Origin of the sequence: Bradyrhizobium sp. ISRA442 (assembly GCF_038085055.1) — a bacterium.
Lineage (GTDB): Bacteria > Pseudomonadota > Alphaproteobacteria > Rhizobiales > Xanthobacteraceae > Bradyrhizobium.
On sequence record NZ_JALGCN010000032.1, the window covers coordinates 1 to 19,864 of the forward strand.

Here is a 19,864-nt window from a genome sequence, read left to right on the forward strand (position 1 = left end):
CGCCAGGCGCTCCTCCATCGTCAACAGGATCTCGCTGATGCCGAACAGGCCGATGACTGCAACGAGGAAGTTGATGCCGCGCAGGAGCTCGGCCGAGCCGAAGGTCATGCGCAACTGCCCCGACACCGTGTCCATGCCGACGCCGGCCAGCAGGAGCCCCAGCGACATCGAGATGACGGTCTTGTGCTTGGCCTCGCGCCCGAGACCGACGAAAGAGCAGAAGGTCAGCAGGTAAACGGCGAAGAACTCGGGCGGACCGAACTTCAGCGCAAAGGACGAGATCATCGGCGCGAGGAAGGTGATCAAGAGCACCGCAACCAGCGAGCCGAGGAAGGAGGAGGTGAACGCCGCCGTCAGCGCCTCGGCCGCCCTGCCCTGCTGCGCCATCGGATAGCCGTCGAAGGTGGTCGCGACCGACCAGGCCTCGCCCGGGATGTTGAACAGGATCGAGGTGATGGCGCCGCCGAACAGCGCACCCCAGTAGATGCAGGACAGCATCACGATCGCCGAGGTCGGATCCATCGTGAAGGTGAGCGGCAGCAGGATCGCCACGCCGTTGGGCCCGCCGAGCCCCGGCAGCACGCCGACGAAGATGCCGAGCACGAGCCCGACCAGCATCAGCACGAGCGTCTTGCCCGTGAGCAGGACAGCAAAACCGTGAACCAGGAGACCGAAGGCTTCCATCGGGGTCCGCCTAGTAGCCGAAGGCCGCTTCCAGCGGCCCCTTCGGCATGATGACGTCGAAGGCGATGTCGAAGGTGACGAACATGATCGCCGTGAACAGGAAGGCGGTGAGCAGCGACTTCCACAGCGCGATCTTGCCTATCAGGCGCATGAAGCCGCCGATCAGGAGGAAGCTCGCGACATAAAGGCCGAGGAACTGCGTCACCAGGCAGAACAGGAGCGTCGGGACGAACACCGCCATCACGCGGCGGGCCTGCGCGCGCGTGACGAAGGTCTCCGCAGTCGCGCGGCGCGCAAGCAGCGCGGAGATCAGGCCGTAGAGGCTGGCCCCGCCGAGGACGACGGCGAGATAGAACGGGAAGTAGCCGGGCTCGGGCCCGGTCGCATCCCACGAGATGCCGGTGCGCCAGTTGTCGTAGCCGAGCGTCGCGGCGAGCGCGAGCAGTAGCAGCGAGACGATGATCTCGATCGTGCCAGCGCTCACGACGGATGGCGAGTCATCCTCGGGCGCGGTCGGATCGTGGACGACGATTTCTAGATCGGTTTGGGACATGGCTCTGCAAGATCAAATTGCGCGGTCATCATCCGCGCAGGCGGATGATCCAGTACTCCGTGCAGAAGCCGTCTTTCGTCGAACTCTGTGCAATACCGGATGCCCCGCCCTCGCGGGGCATGACGCCGAGGGTGTGGTCACTTCGCGACGAACCCGGCTTCCGTCATCAGCGACTTGTTCAGAGCGTCGTCCTCCTCGAGGAATTTCACCATGTCCTTGCCGGTGAGGAAGATCGGCTTCAGCGCCTGCTTCTCCATGTACTCCTTGTACTCCGGCGTCTGCGTCACCTTCTGGAACAGCTCGACATAGAACGCCTGCTGCTCCGGCGTGACCTTGCCGGGCAGGAACATGGCGCGCAGCATCAGATACTGGACGTCGACGCCCTCCTCCTTGCAGGTCGGGATGTCGGCCCAGGACTGCGTGTCCGTCACCTTGCTGGTGTAGGAGATGCGCTCCTTGTCGAACACGCAGAGCGGACGCACCTGGCCGGCACGCCAGACTTCTAGATTCTCGGATGGATTGTTGACGTTGGATTCGGTGTGGTTGCCGACGAGCTGGGTCGCCGCCTCGCCGCCGGACTTGTAGGGCAGATAGGAGAACTTCGCGCCGGTCTTCTGCTCGAGGAAGACCGTCAAGACGTGGTCCTCGCGCTTGGAGCCGGTGCCGCCCATCTTGAACGGCGAGCTCGCAGCCTTCGCGGCCGCGACGAAATCCTTCACCGTCTTGGGACCTGAGCTGTTGTCCCACAGCACGAACTGGTCGAGCGCGATGACGGACACCGGCGTCAGCTCGCGCCAGTTGAACGGAATCTTCGCCGACAGCGGCAGCATGTAGATCAGCGAATAGGCAATCAGCACCTTGTTCGGATCGCCCTCGCTGGACTTCATGTACATCAGCGCTTCCGCGCCCGAGGCGCCGCCCTTGAGCGAGACGACCATCGGCTGCTTCATCAGATTGTTCTTCTGGATCGCGGCCTGCATCATCCGCGCCATCTGATCTGAGGCGCCGCCCGCGCCCGCGGCGACCACGATCTCGACCGGCTTGGTCGGCTCCCAGCCGGCAAACGCCGGCGCGCTCAACAACAGCGCCGTCGCAGCGCCGACGGCTTTCACTGGAATTCGCACGAGTTTCGTCCCCTGGTTCTTATTGGCTTTGTGATGCCGGGAAATTTATCGGTGCATTGTGCGGACTAATACTGACGAGTTCAAGCAGGCGGACATTCCGCCGCATATGACTTTCGGCTGACGCAAGTAAAGCCGGTGAGCCCCTACTTGCCCTTCCAGTTCGGCGTGCGCTTGTCGAGGAAGGCGTCCATGCCCTCGCGGAAATCCTCGCTCATATAGGCCTTCAGGATCAGATCCTCGCCCTCCTCGCGCGACAGCGTGCGGCGGATGCGGCGCACCGCTTCCTTGGTCGCTTCGAGGGTGAGCGGTGCATGGCTGGCGACGAGTTTTGCGGTCTCGTCGGCGCGGCGCTGCAGCGTCTCGACGTCGGGCACGACCTCGTTGAGCAGGCCGAGCGCCAGCGCCTCCGGCGCCTCGACCAGGCGCGCCTTGAAGATCAGGTCCTTGGTGCGGGCCGGCCCCACCAGCGAGACGACCCGGCTGATGTTCGACATCGACAGGCAGTTGCCGAGCGTCCGCGCGATCGGAAAGCCGATGCGGGTTGTTTCGGTGCCGATGCGAATGTCGCAGCAGGCCGCAATGCCGGCGCCGCCGCCGGTGCAGGCCCCCGCGATCGCCGCAATCACGGGCACGCGGCACTGTTCGAGCGTGCCGAGCACGCGGTCGATCCGCGCCTCGTAGTCCAGCGCGTCCTGCGCGGTCTTGAAGGCGCGAAACTGCGAGATGTCGGTGCCGGAGGCGAACGCCTTGTCGCCGGCGCCGGTCAGGATCAACGCCTTGATCGAGCGATCCGCGTTGATCTCCAGGCAGATCTCCGCCATGCGCTCGTACATGGCGAAGGTCAGCGCGTTGCGCGCCTGCGGACGGTTGAAGGTGATCCGCGCGATGCCGTCCTGGACAGAGTAGAGCAGGTCTTCATTGGCAGTCGCAGGTAGGTTCATCGCGCGCTCTCTTCTCTTCTAAAATTGGTTCAGGCGACCTGCGCCTTGGCCATCGGCACCGCGTCGCGTCCCTTGAGGACATCCATGGCCGCCAGCACGCCGCCGCTGCGATGCGGGACCTTGGCGAGATCCAGGCCCATCTCGACGCCGGCCAGCGTGCCCATCAGCATCAGGTCGTTGAAATGGCCGATATGGCCGATCCGGAACACCTTGCCCTTGACCTTGTTCAGGCCGGTGCCGAGCGACATGTCGAAATTCTCCAGCACCACCTTCCGGAAGCTGTCGGCGTCATGGCCCTCGGGCATGCGCACGCCGGTCAGCGCCGGCGAATGCGCGTTAGGATCGGCGCACTGTGTCTCCAGACCCCAGACCTTGACCGCGGCACGCGTCGCCGCACTGTGGCGCTTGTGGCGGGCCCATACGTTCTCGAGCCCCTCCTCTTCCAGCATCTTCACCGCCTCGCGCAGGCCGTAGAGCAGGTTGGTGGCGGGCGTGTAGGGGAAGGTGCCGAGCTTGTTGAAGCTGATGACTTCCTGCCAGTCCCAGTAGGAGCGCATGCCCGGGTTGCCCTTTGCGGCAGCGAGCGCCTTCTCCGAAATGGCGTTGAAGCCGAGGCCGGGCGGCAGCATCAACCCCTTCTGCGAGCCAGCGACCGAGACGTCGATGCCCCAGGCATCGTGCTCGTATTCCATCGAGCCGAGGCCGGAGATCGTGTCGACCATCAGCAGCGCCGGATGCTTAACCCTATCGAGGATCTTGCGCACCTCGAGCGGCGGCGTCAGGCAGCCGGTCGAGGTCTCGTTGTGCACGACGCAGACCGCCTTGATCGCATGCTGCTTGTCGGCAATGAGGCGCTTCTCGATCTCGGCGAGGTCGGCACCATGGCGCCAGTCGCTCGGGATGAAGTCGACGTCGAGCTTGAACTTGTCGGCGATGCCGCGCCAGAGCACGGCGAACTGGCCGGTCTCGCACATCAGCACCTTGTCGCCGGGGGCGAACACGTTGACCATCGCCGCTTCCCAGGCGCCGGTCCCGGACGAGGGGAAGATGATCACGGGTTGCTTGGTCCGGAACACCCGCTGCATCGCGGCCAGAACGGCGAAACCGAGCTCGGCGAACTCCAGACCGCGATGGTCCAGCGTCGGCATGTCCATCGCCCGCAGCACCCGGTCGGGTACGTTGGTCGGTCCTGGAATCTGGAGAAAATGCCTTCCAGTGTGCACGGTCATCGGCGTCCTTCCCGGTCTGCCCTTGGTGTTGGTGGGGCGCCGAATAGCACCATTTGACCGGCTTGTCCCCTCTCCTCAAGGCGCCTCCCATGCATATCCGGCGGACCTTGCCCCAAGCCCCACCTCCTACCCCGCAGCGACCACTTTTGCCGTGGGGATGCGCCCCTCCGCCTCCGCGAACGGGCGTTCCGGATGCATCAGGAAGGCGGAGACGCCGCCGAGCAGGAGGAGCCCTATCGACATGAGGAACGGCAGGTACCAATTGCCGGTCACGTCGATCACGAATCCCGCCACCAGCGGCGAGACGATGGCGGCGAAGGCCGAACCGGTGTTCATGATTCCCGACGCAGTGCCGGAATATTTCGGGGCGATGTCCATCGGGATCGACCACATCGGGCCGATCACCAGCTCGGCGCAGAAGAAGCCCGCCGACAGGCACAGCGCGACCACCGTGATGTCGTGGACGAACAGGATCGGCAGCAGCGATAACAGCGCGCCCGTAAATCCCGCAACCGTCACGCTCAGCCGTGCCAGGCGGACATTGCCGGTACGATCAAGAATTTTGTCCGAGAGCACGCCGCCGACGCTGTCGCCGACCACGCCCGCGAAGAAGACGCCCGAGGCGAACAGGGCGGAATTCTTGATGTCGAGGCCGTAGGTGTTCTTGAAGAACAGCGGCAACCAGTTGAGGTACAGCCACAGGCACCAGCCATAGCAGAAATAGGTCAGCGTCACCGGCCACATCCGCCCCAGCAGCGGGCCCCAGGGCACGCGCGGCCGCTCGCCGACGGGGCGCGGCGGCAACGCCGCGAGCTCCGCCTGCGTGATGGAGGCGTGGTCCTTCGGCTCGTTGCGGAAGTACCAGACCCAGATGACGCCCCAGACCAGGCTGACGAGGCCGAGCACGACGAATGCCCCGCGCCAGGTCAGCCAGAGGATCAGGAGCGCGACCACCGGCGGCGTCACGGCATTGCCGAGCCGGGCGAAGGAATGCGTCAGCCCTTGCGCAAAGCCGCGGCGGGTCGACGGCGTCCAGTGCATCGCGCGCGTCGCGGTCGGAAAGGTCGCGCCCTCGCCGAAGCCGAGCGCAAAGCGCGCGACGAACAGCGCGGCGAGACCGCTCACGAAGCCGGTCATGATGGTCGCTGCGGCCCAGATCATGCCGCACCAGAACAGCGTCTTGCGCGGCCCGAAATGATCGCCGACCCAGCCGCCGATCACCTGAAACAGCAGGTACGGATAGGCGAAGGCGGAGAACACCAGGCCGAGCTGGGTATTGCTGAGTCCGAGCTCCTTCTGGATCTCGCTGGCCGCGGTGCCGATGTTGACCCGGTCGACATAGGTGATGAAATACATCGCGCAGAGCATTGCCAGTACGACATGCGTGGCCTTGAGCCGGACTCCCATCGCAATCCCCTCCCGCGTCGCTGTTGTTTTGATTGTCGGTGCGCGCAGAGGCCGGCTATGTGCCGACCACCTTCAGATGCGGCGACGAATTGCCTTGCGGGCGCTGCTCCAGAAGCTTCATCGCAGTCTCGACGCCGCCGGAGCGGTGCGGCACGCCGGCTACCGACAGGCCCATCTCGACGCCGGTGAGCGCGCCGAGCAGCGTCAGCACGTTGCATTCGCCGAGATGACCGATGCGGAAGACCTTGCCGGCGACCTTGGACAGGCCCGAGCCGAGCGACATGTTGTAATTGTCGAGCACGACTTTCCGGAACTGGTCGGCATCATGCCCGGGCGGCATCAGCACCGCCGTCAGCACCGGCGAGAATTCGGCGGGCTCCTGGCACAGCACCTCGAGGCCCCAATGATTGACGGCGGCGCGCGTCGCCGCCGCAAGCCGCTGATGGCGCGCGAAGACGTTGTCGAGGCCCTCTTCGAGCAGCATCGCGATCGCCTCGCGCAGGCCGTAGAGCAGGTTCGTCGCCGGCGTGTAGGGGAAGAAGCCCTTGGCGTTCGGCTTCAGCATCTCCTCCCAGTCGAAATAGGAGCGCGGCATCTTGTTGGTCTTGGATGCGGCGCGCGCCTTGTCCGAGATCGCGTTGAAGCCGAGGCCCGGCGGCAGCATGAAGCCCTTCTGAGAGCAGCTCACGCTGACGTCGACCTTCCATTCGTCGTGCCGGTAGTCGACCGAGCCGAGCGAGGAGATGGTGTCGACCATCAGCAGCGCCGGATGCGAGGCGCGGTCGATGGCGGCGCGGATCTCGGCGATGCGGCTGGTCGCGCCGGTCGAGGTCTCGTTGTGCACGACCATCACCGCCTTGATGGCGCGCGCGGTGTCCTCGGCGAGCTTCGCCTCGATCTGGGCGGGATCGGCGCCACGGCGCCAGTCGCCGGGGATGAAGTCGACCTCGATCCCGAAGCGACCGGCCATCTGGCGCCACAGGGTGGCGAAATGGCCGGTCTCGACCATCAATACCCTGTCGCCCGGCGACAGCGTGTTGACGATCGCGGCCTCCCAGGCACCCGTCCCCGACGAGGGAAAGATCACCACCGGCCCTGACGTCTGGAAAATCTTCTGGCTGCCTTCGAGCACGGCCCGGCCAAGCTCGCCGAACTCGGCGCTGCGGTGATCGATCACCGGCATGTCCATGGCGCGCAGGATGCGGTCCGGCACCGGGCTCGGACCGGGAATCTGGAGGAAATGGCGTCCCTGATGCATGAAAACCTCCCTATTGGCGGGCTCTGGCCCGGCTTCTCACCCATTTTGCATTCATTTTTTGTCCTTTCAATCTAATTTTGGTATGCGATTGTGAACATCGACGCGGCTAGCCGGGCAAATTATTGTGCTGCATATGAAATCCACGATTCCCGACGACGGGGTTCCGATCGGCCAAACCGCCGGCCAAACCTCCAGCAATGGCAGCGACCGCCAGGAAGCCTCGCTTCACGGCGAGATCCTGCTGCGGCTGCGCGACTACGTGGTCGAAGGCAACATCCCCGAGGGCGCACGCGTTCCTGAGCGCCAGCTCTGCGCGATGCTCGGCATCTCCCGCACGCCGTTGCGCGAAGCGCTCAAGGTGCTCGCCGCCGAGGGGCTGATCGAGCTGTTGCCCAACCGCGGCGCGCGGGTACGCCAGCTCAGCCAACGCGATCTCGAGGAACTATTCGACGTGATGGCAGGCCTGGAAAGCCTGGCCGGGCGCCTCGCCTGCGAGGCCATCACCGACGATGAAATCGCTGATATCGAGCGGCTGCATTACGAGATGTACGGCCACTATCTGCATCGCGACATGCACGGCTATTTCCAGACCAACCAGCGCATCCACGAGCGCATCGTCGATGCCGCGCGCAACGAGACCTTGAAGACCGCTTACGCCAACTTCGCAGGACGGATTCGCCGCGTCCGCTATTCCGCAAATTTCGCCCGCAAGCGGCAGCGCTGGGGCGAGGCCATGCGCGAGCACGAAGCCATCCTCGATGCGCTGCGCCGCCGCGCCGGCAGCGAATTGAGCGACATCCTGTTCCAGCACTTGCGCAACAAGCGGACGGCCGCGATCGAGCACCTGACCGAAGCCGCCGAGGACGCACCGGCGCAGCCTTAAGAGCTGTCCAGCTTGCTCATTTTGCATTCATAATATAATCGGTCAGAAACAGGAATGAATAATTCGATGAGGCCAAGCGGGCCCGTTGGATCAGTCCGGGATCAGGGATGACAAACGCCTCCTCGCTCGAACGGCGCCTGCGGTCGGAATTGACCGGGGACGTCCTGTTCGACGCCTTCAGCCGCGGCCGCTACGCGACCGACGCTTCGTTCTACCAGATCATGCCGGCCGGCGTGGTCGTGCCCAAGACCATGGACGAGGCGCTGCGGGCGCTGGCGATCGCCCGCGACGAGGGACGGAAGGTCACCCCGCGCGGCGGCGGCACCTCGCAATGCGGCCAGACCGTCAATGACGGCCTCGTCGTCGATCTGTCCAAGCACCTGAATCGGATCCTGTCGCTCGACGTCGACAACCGGACCTGCGTGGTCGAGCCCGGCATCGTGCTCGACGACCTCAACCGCCAGCTTAGGAAGCACGGCCTGTGGTTTCCGGTCGACGTCTCCACGGCCTCGCGCGCCACCATCGGCGGCATGGCCGGCAACAATTCCTGCGGCGGCCGTAGCTTGCGCTACGGCACCATGCGCGACAACACGCTGTCGATGGAGGCCACGCTTGCGGACGGCACGTTGGCAAGGTTCGGCGAGGTGTCGCGCGACCTCTCCGACGTGAACGCAAGCGGGACGACGCTGGCGCTGTTCCGCGACATGCTCGACCTCGGCGCCCGCGAGGCCGGGGAGATCGCCGCGCGCTTTCCCAAGGTGCAGCGCCGCGTCGGCGGCTACAATCTCGATGCGCTGGTCCCCCGCAACGCGCCGAACAACTTGGCGCATCTCCTGGTCGGCTCCGAAGGCACCCTCGCCTTCACCACCAAGGTCGAGCTGAAGCTCTGGCCCGTGATCCGCAACAAGGTGGTGGGCGTCTGCCATTTCGGCAGCTTCTACGAGGCGATGGACGCAGCCCAGCATCTGGTCAAGCTCAAGCCGATCGCTGTCGAGCTCGTCGACCGCACCATGATCGCGCTCGGCCGCGACATCGCGATGTTCGCACCCGTCATCGGCGCCGCCATCAAGGGCGATCCCGATGCCGTGCTGGTGGTGGAGTTCGCCGAAGAGGACCAGGCGGATAATGTCGCGCGCCTGAAGCAGCTCACCGAGCTGATGGGCGATCTCGGCTTCGGCTGGAACAACGACAAGCGCAAATGGGGCGGCGTGGTCGAGATCACCGAGCCCGCCCTGCAGAGCGGCATCGCCGATTTCCGCGCTGCCGGCCTCAACGTCATGATGTCGATGAAGCAGGAGGGCAAGCCGGTCTCCTTCGTCGAGGACTGCGCGGTGCCGCTGCCGCATCTGGCCGACTACACCGCACGGCTGAACGAGGTTTTTGCCAGACACGGCACCAGCGGCACGATGTACGCGCATGCGTCCGAGGGCTGCCTGCACGTGCGCCCCGTACTGAACCTGAAGCTGGAGAAAGACGTCAAGGCGATGCGCGCCATCGCCGAAGAGGCCTTTGCGCTGGTGCGCGAATACAAGGGCTCGCATTCCGGCGAGCATGGCGACGGCCTGGTGCGCTCCGAATTTCATGAGACCATGTTCGGCGAGCGCCTCGTCGCCGACTTCCGCGAGGTGAAGAGGCGCTTCGATCCCGATAACGTCCTCAATCCCGGCAAGATCGTCGATGCGCCCAAGATGGACGACCGCTCGCTGTTCCGCTTTCGGCCGGACTATCGCGTCGCTGAGCTGAACACGAAGCTCGACTGGTCCGCCTGGCCCGGTGCCGGCGGCGGCTTCCAGGGCGCAATCGAGATGTGCAACAACAACGGCGCCTGCCGCAAGCTCGAGGGCGGCGTGATGTGCCCGTCCTACCGTGCGACGCGGAACGAGAAGGACGTCACCCGTGGCCGCGCCAACACGCTGCGGCTGGCGATCTCCGGCCAGCTCGGCCCCGACGCGCTTGCCTCGGACGAGATGATGGAGACGCTGAAGCTCTGCGTCTCCTGCAAGGCCTGCCGCCACGAATGCCCGACCGGCGTCGACATGGCCAAGATGAAGATCGAGGTGCTCGCCGCGCGCGTCGCCTCGCAGGGCCTGACGCTGCGCGACCGGCTGGTCGGCTATCTGCCGCGTTACGCCGGCCTCGCCGCACGCTTTGCGCCACTCGCGAACCTGCGCAACCGCAGCCCGCTGCTGCGAAAGCTATTCGAGCGCTTTGCCGGGATCAGCGCGCGCCGGGCGCTGCCCGCCTTCCGCCGCGACGTCTTCGTGCCGCCGGCTACCAGCGTCGGGCCGGAGGCCGGCCGCGAGGTCGTGCTGTTCGCCGACACCTTCAACCGGATCTACGAGCGCGAAAATCTCGACGCCGCACTGCGCGTGCTCGCGGCGGGCGGCTATCGCGTGCATCTGCCGAGACCTTCGGGCGGCGGCCGGCCGCTCTGCTGCGGCCGCACCTTCCTCTCGGCGGGCCTTGTCGACGAAGCCAAGGCTGAGCTCGACCGTCTCGTTGCCGCCTTCGCGCCCTTCGCTGCGCGCGGCGTGCCGATTATCGGCCTCGAGCCGAGCTGCCTGCTGACGCTGCGCGATGAGCTCGCCTCGCTGCGCAAGGACGACGACGCCAAGGCCGTCGGCGCCCACGCCCTCACCTTCGAGGAGTTTCTGGTGCGCGAGGCGGAGGCCGGACGGCTGCAGCTCGCGCTCGGCACCGTCGCCGACAAGGCGATGGTGCATGGCCATTGCCACCAGAAATCCTTCGGCGCCTTTAAGCCGGTCGAGCAGGTGCTTCGTCTGATCCCCGGCCTCAAGGTCGAAACGATCGAATCAAGCTGCTGCGGCATGGCCGGCGCCTTCGGCTACGGTGCCGATACCTACGATGCGTCGATCGAGATGGCCGAGCTGTCGCTGCTACCGGCCGTGCGGCACGCCGACCCAGCGACACTGGTCGTCGCCGACGGCACCTCCTGCCGGCACCAGATTCACGACGGTGCGCAGCGCGAAGCCCTTCACGTCGCCCGCGTGCTGGCGATGAGCCTCGATCGCGCAGACACCCCATCTATGACCTCGCCCATGACAAAGGAAACCAGCCATGGCTGAACTGACCCTCGACGTCGCCCGCAAGATTCTCGACGCCGCCTTCGCAAAAGCAACCGAGCTGAAGCTGAAGCCGCTTGTCGTCACCATCCTCGATGCACGTGGCGTCCTCAAGCTCGCCGCGGCCCAGGACGGCACCAGCCTGATGCGCGCCGAGATCGCGCACGGCAAGGCCTATGGCGCGCTCGCCATGGGCCTGGGATCGCGCGCGCTGTATCAGCGGGCGCAGGAGCAGGCCTATTTCATCGACGCCGTGAACACGATCGCCAAGGGCGCGCTGGTGCCGGTACCCGGCGGCGTGCTGATCCAGGACGGCACCACGCTGCTCGGCGCCGTCGGTGTGTCCGGCGACACCTCCGACAACGACGAAGCCTGCGCCATCGCCGGCATCCAGGCCGCGGGGCTGAAGGCCAACGCGGGATAGCACTCGCCATAACGAAAGCGAAAGATCACAGTAGGACGATGCCAGGGTCGCTTAACTATTCATCGGAATTTCGTCGGCATTTCCAGCGAGGACGCGCACTGCACCAACGCCGAGGGCTCTCCGCGGATTGACTGACCGGACCGGCATGCCCTTCGTGGCAGGGGTCGACTATTCTACTGCGATCGTGTGATTCGTCGGGGGTTCGAGTCTCTGGTCCGCTACATCGCGAAACCCACTATTTCGGAAGCTCTGTTTTCTTACCGGAGAGCAGCCTAACTCGGAACGTCGGATCTCGATAGCCCGCCACAAACCGCCGTTCATGCGCGATCCGTCGCCGCCACAATGGTCGACGAGCAGGTTCAAATCGGGGAGACGCAACCACCGATGCCGACATTCGGTTCAAGTTGCGATCTGAGTGTCCCTTGCGTCCCAAACGCAGTGAGTTTATTATAAAATATTGATTTTCTTTAGGTAATGGACGCATCGACCGCGTTCTGTTCACGGTCGTTTCATCCCGCTTCGTTGCGGCGTCCTGGACGTGAACGAGAACTGCTCGAGATCTGGGGCAGCTTGAAGCAAGCCCCCTGAAATCGACCGAGCGGCTAATTAAGAGACACGCTGCGACTATTGATTCTCAACCGATTTTCTCGAACTGAGCCAAGATCCGACTATTTGAGATCAATGGGTTACAACGAAACATCCAACCACAAGAGCGCGTCATGTTGTCGGATCGACACATCCGAAACGTCTACCGCCTTTTACACACACCAACCAAACCTACGACCCAGAGAGTCTACCGCATTGTGAAGCCGTTCTCGATGATACCGGAAGACAGGCCGAGATCGCGGTCGCCGACCTGAACGTTTAGCCCGTCGGGATCCCGCACGTGGAAACTGTTGCTATCCTGCTGCGGGTCCAGCCCCATCGCGGCAAGGCGAGCTTGCAGCCAGGCGGCGTTGTAGCCGTCGATCCCGAACATAAAATGAGAGATCGTGCCGGGCTGCCCTTCTTCGCGCAGCACCAGCATGCTTTCCCCGAAGCCGAGCAGCACGCTTTTCGCGCTCTCCTGGATGATCCGCACCCCGAATGTACGGCAGTACCAATCCTTAGAGCGCTGGAGGTTGGAGACGGAGATCGCGATGTGATTGACTGTCTTGGCGGTACAAATCGGCGGGTCAATACTGATCCTCTCGTCTTCCTGCTGAAGGGAAGTGTTGCCAGCATCTTCGCAATTCCATGTTAGATCGTCATGGCACGGCATGGGAATCGTTCTCTTGCGGCTCGTTAATTGATGGGAATCCCAATCAGCTGGCTCGATCGGTCCACAGGCCTCCGGTATCGGCAGGAAAGCCGGCAGCGGCACGCGCACGTGCCTTGGCCGCGAAGTAGGTTTTCGACCACGCAAACCGGCTGCCTGCTTTGGAGAGGCCGACGCTGTCGGCGATGCTGGCGAGGCTGATCGTGTGCCCGGCGGCCGCCCAATGGCCCTCAGGCACCTCGTCGATGATGACCTGAATGCTGTGGCCGACGTCTTCGCCCGAGGCCGTCGTAACGGCGAGGATCGCTTCGGTCACCCATGCATGCACCTCGCTCTTGTGCTCGGCGTTCATGTAGCCCTCAGGGAGATTGACGTGAACGAGGAACCGTCCGGGCGGCGAGACATAACCGTTTCCGGTCTCCCCGCCGGCCCACCAGTCGCCCTGGGCAAGTTCATTGAACAGAACCCAGGCAAACGCGCGGCCGCCTCGCGTATTCGCTCCGCCCTCCATCCGAATCATCACGTCGGTGAGTTTCTTGGCGAGATTGGCCTTCGCGGTCTCGTCGAGATCGCCGGCGCCATAGCAAACATTCATGATAGGCATGTCAGTTTCCTCGTCGGCTGCCGAGGCAGCTGATATCGGTGCGGTTGGATTGACAGAGGAGTGATCGGCAGATGTTGCGGCGGCTGCAAGGCCGTTCTGTAAGTTCCGCGATTTGAGCGACCGCCGCGGGCGCTCGGGGTGGCGGCGTCGCGCGCGTCGTCAGTGGCCGGCATGCTCGCTCTCCCACTTCTTGATATTTGCATCAGCGATCATGATCGTCTCGACGATCATCACGTCGGTGTCGTCCTGAAGGACCTCGATATTGATCGAGCCCGTCGCCCAAAGCCCGATGCTGTCGCGTCGGCCGAGCACGGCGCTGCCGCAGCGGATCGAGCCCTCGCGCACGAACACGTACGCGCCGTGCGATGCGGTGCGCAGCTTGTAGGAAAACGAGCGACCTTTGTCGGCCATCAGGCGGGAGACACGCAGATCCTGGGGGATCGGCAGCGCGCCGTCGGCATCGCCGATGAGCTGCACGATTTCGTTGCGCCGGCGGCGATAATCGAAATGGGCACGGTGATAGGTCGGTGGAAGAAAGAGCTGCTCGGGAAGCAGCCAAAGATAGATGGCATGCATGTCCTCCGGCGTGACGCTGAGCTCGGAATGTTTGCCGCCCGAGCCTGCAGAGAAGACGTAATAGTCGCCGGCTTGCAGCCGGTCGACCATGCCCTCGCCAGCCGTGTTGATGTGTGTGAGCTCGCCCTCGAACACGAAGGCGCAGATGACGAAGTTGTGGTGCGGATGCATGTTGTAGCCGCAGCCCGCGCCGTGGAAGATCTCGTCGCCGAAAACACGGACCGGACCGAAGCCTGGCCGTCCGGCCTGATATTCATGGAAGTTGAAGCTGGACGCCCGCGTGACGAACCCGTCGGGATGGCCGGCGATGTAGGAAGATCGCGATCCATCGGATCTGATGAGGTCGTGTCCACGTTCCGCTTCGCGAATGATAAATGAATTGCTCATGGCCGTGTGTCCTTGTGTTGGCGCGTCAGGCGACGCGGGCCAGATCGGGGCCGCCGGAGGCGTAGCCGATCTCGACCATCTCAAACATGTGCTTTGGCGTGCCGCAGTCCGGGCACACCCAGTCGTCCGGAATGTCCGCCCAGCGGGTGCCGGGAGCCAAGCCGTGCTCAGGCAGGCCAAGAGCTTCGTCGTACGAAAAGCCGCAGCCGAGGCACATCAGCCGCTTGAAAGGTTCGTCAGCCATCTTTGACTCCATGCGTTGCCTGACCTCCCTCCGACCCCGGATTGCAAGTATCGAGTTATGTGTTGGACAGGCGTGATCTGATGGCACGAGATATGCGCGTGGGGGTGTATGAATACAAATACAACTTCAATATGCAGATATCGGCGAGCGATATGGTCGGGAGGATTCGTGTGGCGCGACAAGCGGATGCGTCGTGCCGTGTCCCCTTTTTCGGCTTACGAGGACCCCGCGCTCAATAGTGAAGCGTGCGCCCATAAGGGCGTATTATCCTCGTTCCCACGTACTCCGACCGCCGAATTTGGCAGGAGAACCGCTCCGGAATCGAATTGTAGACAGCTGAACTCAGAAGATCGTGTCGATGCTGGCACTCAGCGGAATGCCAGCAGAATGGTAACTGTACTCACAGGGTCTGCCGGATCACCTACCCGCTACATCCCAAGCTCAGAATCTCCAAGCCCTCGCCTATCGACACGTAGTCAGCCGCCGATCGCGTGAGCCCAGCACTTGGAAGCATCCTGGCACTATTCGGGCGTTTGCCTATGTCACGGCGTTTTCGTCACAGCAGGCGGGCTCCAGCTTCCGTCAAGGATCGAGGGGTTCTGCTGTTTGGGCCAGTACATCCGCATGGTCAGGTTGAAGCCACCATCCGGAGCTGGTAGCCAGTTTGCTTCCTTGCCGGGTCCTGGCGAGTCGTGCTGGATATAAATGTCCGTTGAGCCGTCACTATTCTGCTGCAGCGGCATCCAGCTGCTGATTGCGTAGCGATGAATTGCATTCTCGACGAAGAAGGACTGCGGGTCGTACATGGTCACCGACCAAAATGCGTTGACAGGCGGCATCTGCCCTGGCCCGAAGTGCAGGACATATCGGTTACTGCCGTTCAGAGGTTTGCCGTCTCCGTCCACGAACGTTGTCGGATAGAGGGCATCTGCAGGAAGGTTCGCAGCCAGCGCGACCAGCGCGATGTAAGCACGGGACTCGTAATCCGTCCCGAACGCTCCGATGTTGCTCTTGGGAATGTGCCAGCCGTTGACCGACGTACCCATGTGCTTGGCTTGCCCTTGCAAATAGGCGAGCGTCCGCCCTACCGCTCCGTCCAGGCTTTTGCCCGCTTCGGGACCCAATTTCGCCGGGTCAAAGGGCTGCCCAGGGACGATACCGATCCTCGACAGCTTCTCCAGCATCGCCGCGTCGGCTGCGGGCGGAGGATTCGCGGTCAGTTGCTTGGCCAGCGTGGCAAGGAAATCGGCGCCGCTCATGCGCCGGAGCTGCTCAACAGGTGGCGTCTTCATGTCGGCTTGCGCATCGACGGCTCCCTCGGGAGCCGAATACGGCTGACCAAACTTCGATAGCGGAGTAAGGGTGTATCCCGCTTGGATCGCGTGCACGGCTGAATAGTCCGCAGGACCATTTGTCTGAGTGCGCCCGAGAATCCAGACCATATTCGTCGGGGATTTTATCTGCTCCATTCCACCCGGAAGCTTCCCGCTCCAGTCGGGTCCGGTAATGACGAAGTTGCCAGCCCTTGTTCCGGTTGTGCGCGAACCCGGACTCGCAAATACGTTGGTCCACGCGTCAAGCATGGGTAGGAGATAGTAGCGACCGCCGGATTCCGGCACCGACAGGACCAGCGGCTCCGATGAAAGGTCGAGGAAGGCGGACGAGTACAACGTGTCCACGTTGGCTCGTACCACGTTCTTGAACGTGGCCGGCGGGAAGATGGGTGCATGAGCGAACTGGTTCACGGGCGCTGCCATGGCATTCGGACGTGCAACATTGGTCATCCGCCTCCTCGTCAGGTCCATCATGACCAGCGGCAAACCGTAGATGACCGCTTCAGTGACCATGTCGACCACCTTCTGCTCCGTGGCGGCAACGCTGGCTTCGCTGGGCACCGCCGTATCCTTCGCGGTTTTGGTGCCAATCGCTTGTGCTGCGCCCGGACTACACGGGGCGAGCCAACAGATGAGTGCGAGCGCCGCAAAGCCCTTTTGTATCTGTCCAAACACGAGCTGTCTCCAAGTTACAAGATCGGTCGAATTCACTTTGTTGTTCGAAAGTTGGCTTACCTCGAGGTTCGGCGAGATCTCTTCCGATACGCCCCATCGAGAGTAACCTGAATGCGCGACGGGCGGTGCTAACGTGCCGCCGACAACTGGCCCTCATCGATGATGATGGTAGAACCATGCATCGCCTTGACGTCGTCCGACGCCAAGAACAGGACGGCCTGCGCAATCTCCTCGGGCGGCGAATATGTACGTCCGCTAGGCGTCGCAAGAGCCTTGCGGGAAAGGATTTCTTCCGAGCCTGGTCCCGTCCGGTCGCTCGCATTGAGCGGCGTCTCTGTATTGCCCGGCGCGACTGCATTGATGGCGATACCGTAGCCGGCGAGCTCAGCCGCGAAAGACTTCGTGAGCATCACGATTGCAGCTTTCACAGCGCCATAGAGTGCGTACTGCGGAACGCTCTTAAACGCCGCCACTGAACTCACATTGACGATCTTGCCATACCTCGCCTGCTGCATCAGCGGCGCCACGCGATGAACCATGAAGAACGTATTCTTCAGGTGGGCGGACACCATGAGATCGAATGCTTCTTCGGTGGTCTCACCAAGTGCGGTCGGAAAATAGACTCCGGCACAATTGATCAGGATATCGATGCGACCATGGTCGGAGGAAAAAGCACTCACCAGCCGATCAATTTCGGCCACATGCCGCAAGTCCGCGGCATAGGCTCGAGCCTTGCCGCCCCTTGCTTTGATCTCGGCGACCACGGCCTCCGCTCTGCTGATATCGGAGCTTGCAACCACGCCCACGGTCGCGCCCTGTTCAGCAAACAGCAATGCGATTGCGCGACCGATACCGGAGCTGCTCCCCGTCACCAATGCCATTTTACCGCGAAGCTTCATGATATTCTCCGTATCGATTGAACGGGTAAGTGGATCATCGCCTTGGCAGCAGATGTCCGTGCCGGTCGACAAACGTTCCAACCGCAGCAAACACCTGATCAAGATCGCCGTCGGACATGGCGAGCGACAAGGCCATCATACCCCGCCTCGCAATCCAGATTTGCTCTTCAAGCATGTGAAAGTAGAAGAGCTCGCGTAACCGTGGATCAGACCTCGCGGCATCCTTCGCGTTCCGGAGCTGTCCAGCGATGAAGTGGATGCCCATGATGGAGCCGAAGCCGGTGAACTGTGCCGCGATGCCGGCCTTCTCAAGCATGGCGCTCAGACGCTCACGCAAATCGTTGCCGCGCGCTGTCAGTTGCGCCAAAGCGGTCGCGGTTACAACCTCGGATAGGACGGCCGCCCCGATATGCATACCCAGGCTGTTGTTGTTGAACGTCCCTGAAAGTATCAGTGATGCCGGCTTTCTGGGATCAAAAGCGGCCATGATTTCCTCTCGACCTCCGAACGCTCCGAATGCGAGCCCGCCGGCCATGTATTTTCCGAGCGTGGACATATCGGGCGTGATGCCCCAATAGCCCTGCAACCCATTAGGAGCGAGGCGCGAGGTCTGGATTTCGTCAAAGATCAGGACGATGCCTTGGCGCTCCGTCTCCTCTCGAAGCATGGCGAGAAACGGCTTCTCGGCAGGTATGCTGCCGCCGGCGCCAAGCATCGGTTCGACGAGCACGGCCCCCAGCTTATCTCCCTCCCGCCGGATTACCTTCCTTGTCGCGTCTGGATCATTGTAGGGCGCCTGTACGACGTCGAGCCTGGTGTTGAGGGGCGATGGACCGGATACCGGGAAGTTGAGACTGCCGCCGTGATAGGCTCCCTCGAACACCAGGACCTTGGACCTCCCCGTACGATGCAGTGCCGTCGCGAGAGCCGAGAGATTGGCTTCGGTGCCAGAGTTCGCGAACCGCACCTTGTCGATCGAAGGGAAGCGTTCGACGATCAGGCGAGCGAAACGTGCTTCGGCTTCGATCTGGCCACCAAAGCTGAGCCCGTTGTCGAGCGCCTCGCGGATGGTGCGGAGCACTACGGGATTGGAGTGACCGAGCAGCCCTGCCGTATATTCGCTAAGCGCGTCGACATAGCGCTTGCCGTCGATATCCCAGAGATATGCATCCTTGCCGCGCGCGATGAATACCGGAAAGGGTGAATTGAAAAGGCCAGTCCGGGTCGTTCCGCCCGGCAGATACTCCGCGGCGCGGACAAAGGCTTCGAGGCTCTTGCCATTCCGGGCCGTATAGTTCGTACGTGCGGCCGCCAGCGCACGATCAATGTCGCTTTCTGAATTCCTAGGATCGGCTGGGGTTAAGCTCATGCCGGCATTCTCCAAGATCAATTCTTGTAAGCTTTGAGAGAGAGGATATCGCGAGCCTCGGTGGGTGTAGCCGGCCGGGATCCAAGATCGGACAAGATGCGGACCGCCTTGGCGACCAGCTCGGCATTGCTGCGCGCGAGCCGACCTTTCTCAATCTGCAGATTATCCTCCATGCCGACCCGCACATGGCCGCCCCGCAGAACCGACATCGCGACCGCCGGAAAGGCCATTCGGCCAACCCCAAAGGCGCTCCATTCCCAACCGTCTGGCAGCATGCTCGCCAGTACCGACAGCATTTCCGGACTAGCAGGCGCGGCATACTTCACGCCGAGCACAAACTGCAGAAAGTTCTTCTTGGGCAGAACGCCCTCGGCTGCGAGATCACGCGCCAGAATGACGTCGCCAGGGCCGAAGATTTCGAGTTCCGGTGCGGTACCCGCGGCTCGGATACGCGCAGCCATGACGCGAAGCGAGTCAGGCGTGTTGATGACGACGGAGCCGAAAGAGTACATGGTGTTGAGATCGAGTGTGCATATCTCAGGACGCAGCTCCTCAACATGAACTACTCTGGCTTCCCCGCGCATCAGCGACGTTCCCTTGCCGGCTACAGCCGGGTCCTCCTTGCCAGGGACGAAGCGCTGGCCGGGCCCCGTCGTGAGATTGATGATGACGTCCACCCCGCTGTCCTTGATACGGTCGACGACCTTCCGATAAAGCTTGGTGTCCATCGAGGGCGCACCGGTTTCAGGATCCCGGACATGAATATGGACAATTGCCGCGCCAGCTTCCGCAGCTTCGATGCACGACTGCGCAATCTGCGCCGGCGTGACGGGAAGATAGGGGCTTTGGCTCGGTTGAGCCAAATTGCCGGTGACGGCGCAGGTGACGATCGTCGGGCGTGAGAAGTTCACGATTGCTTCCTCCAGGGGATT

18 protein-coding genes are annotated in these 19,864 nt (G+C 63.0%); 3 read left to right on the forward strand and 15 right to left on the reverse strand.

Annotation, left to right across the window (positions count from 1 at the left end; translation table 11 throughout):
- The 7 genes from MTR72_RS37005 to MTR72_RS37035 form a co-directional block, all read right to left on the reverse strand.
- The coding region (locus MTR72_RS37005) for a tripartite tricarboxylate transporter permease (protein WP_341512065.1) at positions 1-684 on the reverse strand (684 nt) is incomplete at its 3' end.
- 10 nt (positions 685-694) lie between these two features.
- Positions 695-1,237, reverse strand: coding sequence for a tripartite tricarboxylate transporter TctB family protein (locus tag MTR72_RS37010; protein WP_341512066.1), 543 nt, complete (start codon positions 1,235-1,237; stop codon positions 695-697).
- Between the two features lie 137 nt (positions 1,238-1,374).
- A complete protein-coding gene (locus MTR72_RS37015; protein WP_280969745.1) occupies positions 1,375-2,361 on the reverse strand; it encodes a Bug family tripartite tricarboxylate transporter substrate binding protein in 987 nt (328 codons plus the stop codon).
- 143 nt (positions 2,362-2,504) lie between these two features.
- On the reverse strand, positions 2,505-3,302 hold the full coding sequence (locus tag MTR72_RS37020) for an enoyl-CoA hydratase/isomerase family protein (protein WP_341512067.1): 798 nt from the start codon (positions 3,300-3,302) through the stop codon (positions 2,505-2,507).
- 29 nt (positions 3,303-3,331) lie between these two features.
- A complete protein-coding gene (locus MTR72_RS37025) occupies positions 3,332-4,531 on the reverse strand; it encodes a pyridoxal-phosphate-dependent aminotransferase family protein (RefSeq protein ID WP_341512068.1) in 1,200 nt (399 codons plus the stop codon).
- A gap of 126 nt (positions 4,532-4,657) precedes the next feature.
- A complete protein-coding gene (locus tag MTR72_RS37030; protein WP_341512069.1) occupies positions 4,658-5,938 on the reverse strand; it encodes an MFS transporter in 1,281 nt (426 codons plus the stop codon).
- A gap of 55 nt (positions 5,939-5,993) precedes the next feature.
- A complete protein-coding gene (locus MTR72_RS37035) occupies positions 5,994-7,196 on the reverse strand; it encodes a pyridoxal-phosphate-dependent aminotransferase family protein (RefSeq protein WP_280969741.1) in 1,203 nt (400 codons plus the stop codon).
- 133 nt (positions 7,197-7,329) lie between these two features.
- On the opposite strand from MTR72_RS37035, the gene MTR72_RS37040 reads away from it, so the two are divergent.
- The 3 genes from MTR72_RS37040 to MTR72_RS37050 all read left to right on the forward strand — a co-directional run bounded on the left by MTR72_RS37040 (position 7,330) and on the right by MTR72_RS37050 (position 11,586).
- Positions 7,330-8,079: a GntR family transcriptional regulator gene (locus MTR72_RS37040; protein WP_280969740.1), complete on the forward strand. Its 750-nt coding sequence runs from the start codon at positions 7,330-7,332 to the stop codon at positions 8,077-8,079.
- A gap of 107 nt (positions 8,080-8,186) precedes the next feature.
- A complete protein-coding gene (locus tag MTR72_RS37045) occupies positions 8,187-11,165 on the forward strand; it encodes an FAD-binding and (Fe-S)-binding domain-containing protein (protein ID WP_341512070.1) in 2,979 nt (992 codons plus the stop codon).
- Complete coding sequence (locus MTR72_RS37050; protein ID WP_280969738.1) at positions 11,158-11,586, forward strand: GlcG/HbpS family heme-binding protein; 429 nt, start codon at positions 11,158-11,160, stop codon at positions 11,584-11,586. Before MTR72_RS37045 ends, MTR72_RS37050 begins: the two co-directional genes overlap by 8 nt.
- Positions 11,587-12,379: 793 nt before the next feature.
- On the opposite strand, the gene MTR72_RS37055 is transcribed toward MTR72_RS37050, so the two are convergent.
- From MTR72_RS37055 to MTR72_RS37090, 8 genes are all read right to left on the reverse strand, one after another.
- Positions 12,380-12,955 (reverse strand): VOC family protein, encoded by a 576-nt coding sequence (locus MTR72_RS37055; RefSeq protein WP_280969737.1) that lies wholly within the window; start codon positions 12,953-12,955, stop codon positions 12,380-12,382.
- Entirely contained in the window at positions 12,891-13,448 is a 558-nt protein-coding gene (locus MTR72_RS37060) for a tautomerase family protein (RefSeq protein ID WP_280969736.1), read from the reverse strand. The genes MTR72_RS37055 and MTR72_RS37060 overlap by 65 nt, the downstream gene beginning before the upstream one ends.
- A 159-nt stretch (positions 13,449-13,607) precedes the next feature.
- Entirely contained in the window at positions 13,608-14,411 is an 804-nt protein-coding gene (locus MTR72_RS37065; protein WP_341512071.1) for a pirin family protein, read from the reverse strand.
- Between the two features lie 25 nt (positions 14,412-14,436).
- Positions 14,437-14,655 carry a rubredoxin gene (locus MTR72_RS37070; RefSeq protein WP_280969734.1) on the reverse strand — a complete coding sequence of 73 codons (219 nt, stop codon included), beginning with the start codon at positions 14,653-14,655 and terminating at the stop codon, positions 14,437-14,439.
- A gap of 542 nt (positions 14,656-15,197) precedes the next feature.
- On the reverse strand, positions 15,198-16,664 hold the full coding sequence (locus MTR72_RS37075; RefSeq protein ID WP_341512072.1) for a DUF1254 domain-containing protein: 1,467 nt from the start codon (positions 16,662-16,664) through the stop codon (positions 15,198-15,200).
- A 128-nt stretch (positions 16,665-16,792) separates the two neighbouring features.
- Positions 16,793-17,563, reverse strand: a complete 771-nt coding sequence (locus MTR72_RS37080) for an SDR family NAD(P)-dependent oxidoreductase (protein WP_280969732.1) — start codon at positions 17,561-17,563, stop codon at positions 16,793-16,795.
- Positions 17,564-17,597: 34 nt separating this feature from the next.
- Positions 17,598-18,947, reverse strand: a complete 1,350-nt coding sequence (locus MTR72_RS37085; protein ID WP_280969731.1) for an aspartate aminotransferase family protein — start codon at positions 18,945-18,947, stop codon at positions 17,598-17,600.
- 2 nt (positions 18,948-18,949) lie between these two features.
- Positions 18,950-19,843 (reverse strand): BKACE family enzyme, encoded by an 894-nt coding sequence (locus tag MTR72_RS37090; protein ID WP_280969730.1) that lies wholly within the window; start codon positions 19,841-19,843, stop codon positions 18,950-18,952.
- Positions 19,844-19,864: the final 21 nt, after the last annotated feature.

Bases quoted from the DNA above. Each gene is read 5' to 3' on its own strand.
- MTR72_RS37060 (WP_280969736.1), bottom strand. From the start codon at position 13,448: ATGCCTATCATGAATGTTTGCTATGGCGCCGGCGATCTCGACGAGACC.
- MTR72_RS37070 (WP_280969734.1), bottom strand. From the start codon at position 14,655: ATGGCTGACGAACCTTTCAAGCGGCTGATGTGCCTCGGCTGCGGCTTT.
- MTR72_RS37025 (WP_341512068.1), bottom strand. From the start codon at position 4,531: ATGACCGTGCACACTGGAAGGCATTTTCTCCAGATTCCAGGACCGACC.
- MTR72_RS37045 (WP_341512070.1), top strand. From the start codon at position 8,187: ATGACAAACGCCTCCTCGCTCGAACGGCGCCTGCGGTCGGAATTGACC.
- MTR72_RS37020 (WP_341512067.1), bottom strand. From the start codon at position 3,302: ATGAACCTACCTGCGACTGCCAATGAAGACCTGCTCTACTCTGTCCAG.
- MTR72_RS37035 (WP_280969741.1), bottom strand. From the start codon at position 7,196: ATGCATCAGGGACGCCATTTCCTCCAGATTCCCGGTCCGAGCCCGGTG.
- MTR72_RS37010 (WP_341512066.1), bottom strand. From the start codon at position 1,237: ATGTCCCAAACCGATCTAGAAATCGTCGTCCACGATCCGACCGCGCCC.
- MTR72_RS37040 (WP_280969740.1), top strand. From the start codon at position 7,330: ATGAAATCCACGATTCCCGACGACGGGGTTCCGATCGGCCAAACCGCC.
- MTR72_RS37050 (WP_280969738.1), top strand. From the start codon at position 11,158: ATGGCTGAACTGACCCTCGACGTCGCCCGCAAGATTCTCGACGCCGCC.
- MTR72_RS37065 (WP_341512071.1), bottom strand. From the start codon at position 14,411: ATGAGCAATTCATTTATCATTCGCGAAGCGGAACGTGGACACGACCTC.
- MTR72_RS37030 (WP_341512069.1), bottom strand. From the start codon at position 5,938: ATGGGAGTCCGGCTCAAGGCCACGCATGTCGTACTGGCAATGCTCTGC.
- MTR72_RS37080 (WP_280969732.1), bottom strand. From the start codon at position 17,563: ATGAAGCTTCGCGGTAAAATGGCATTGGTGACGGGGAGCAGCTCCGGT.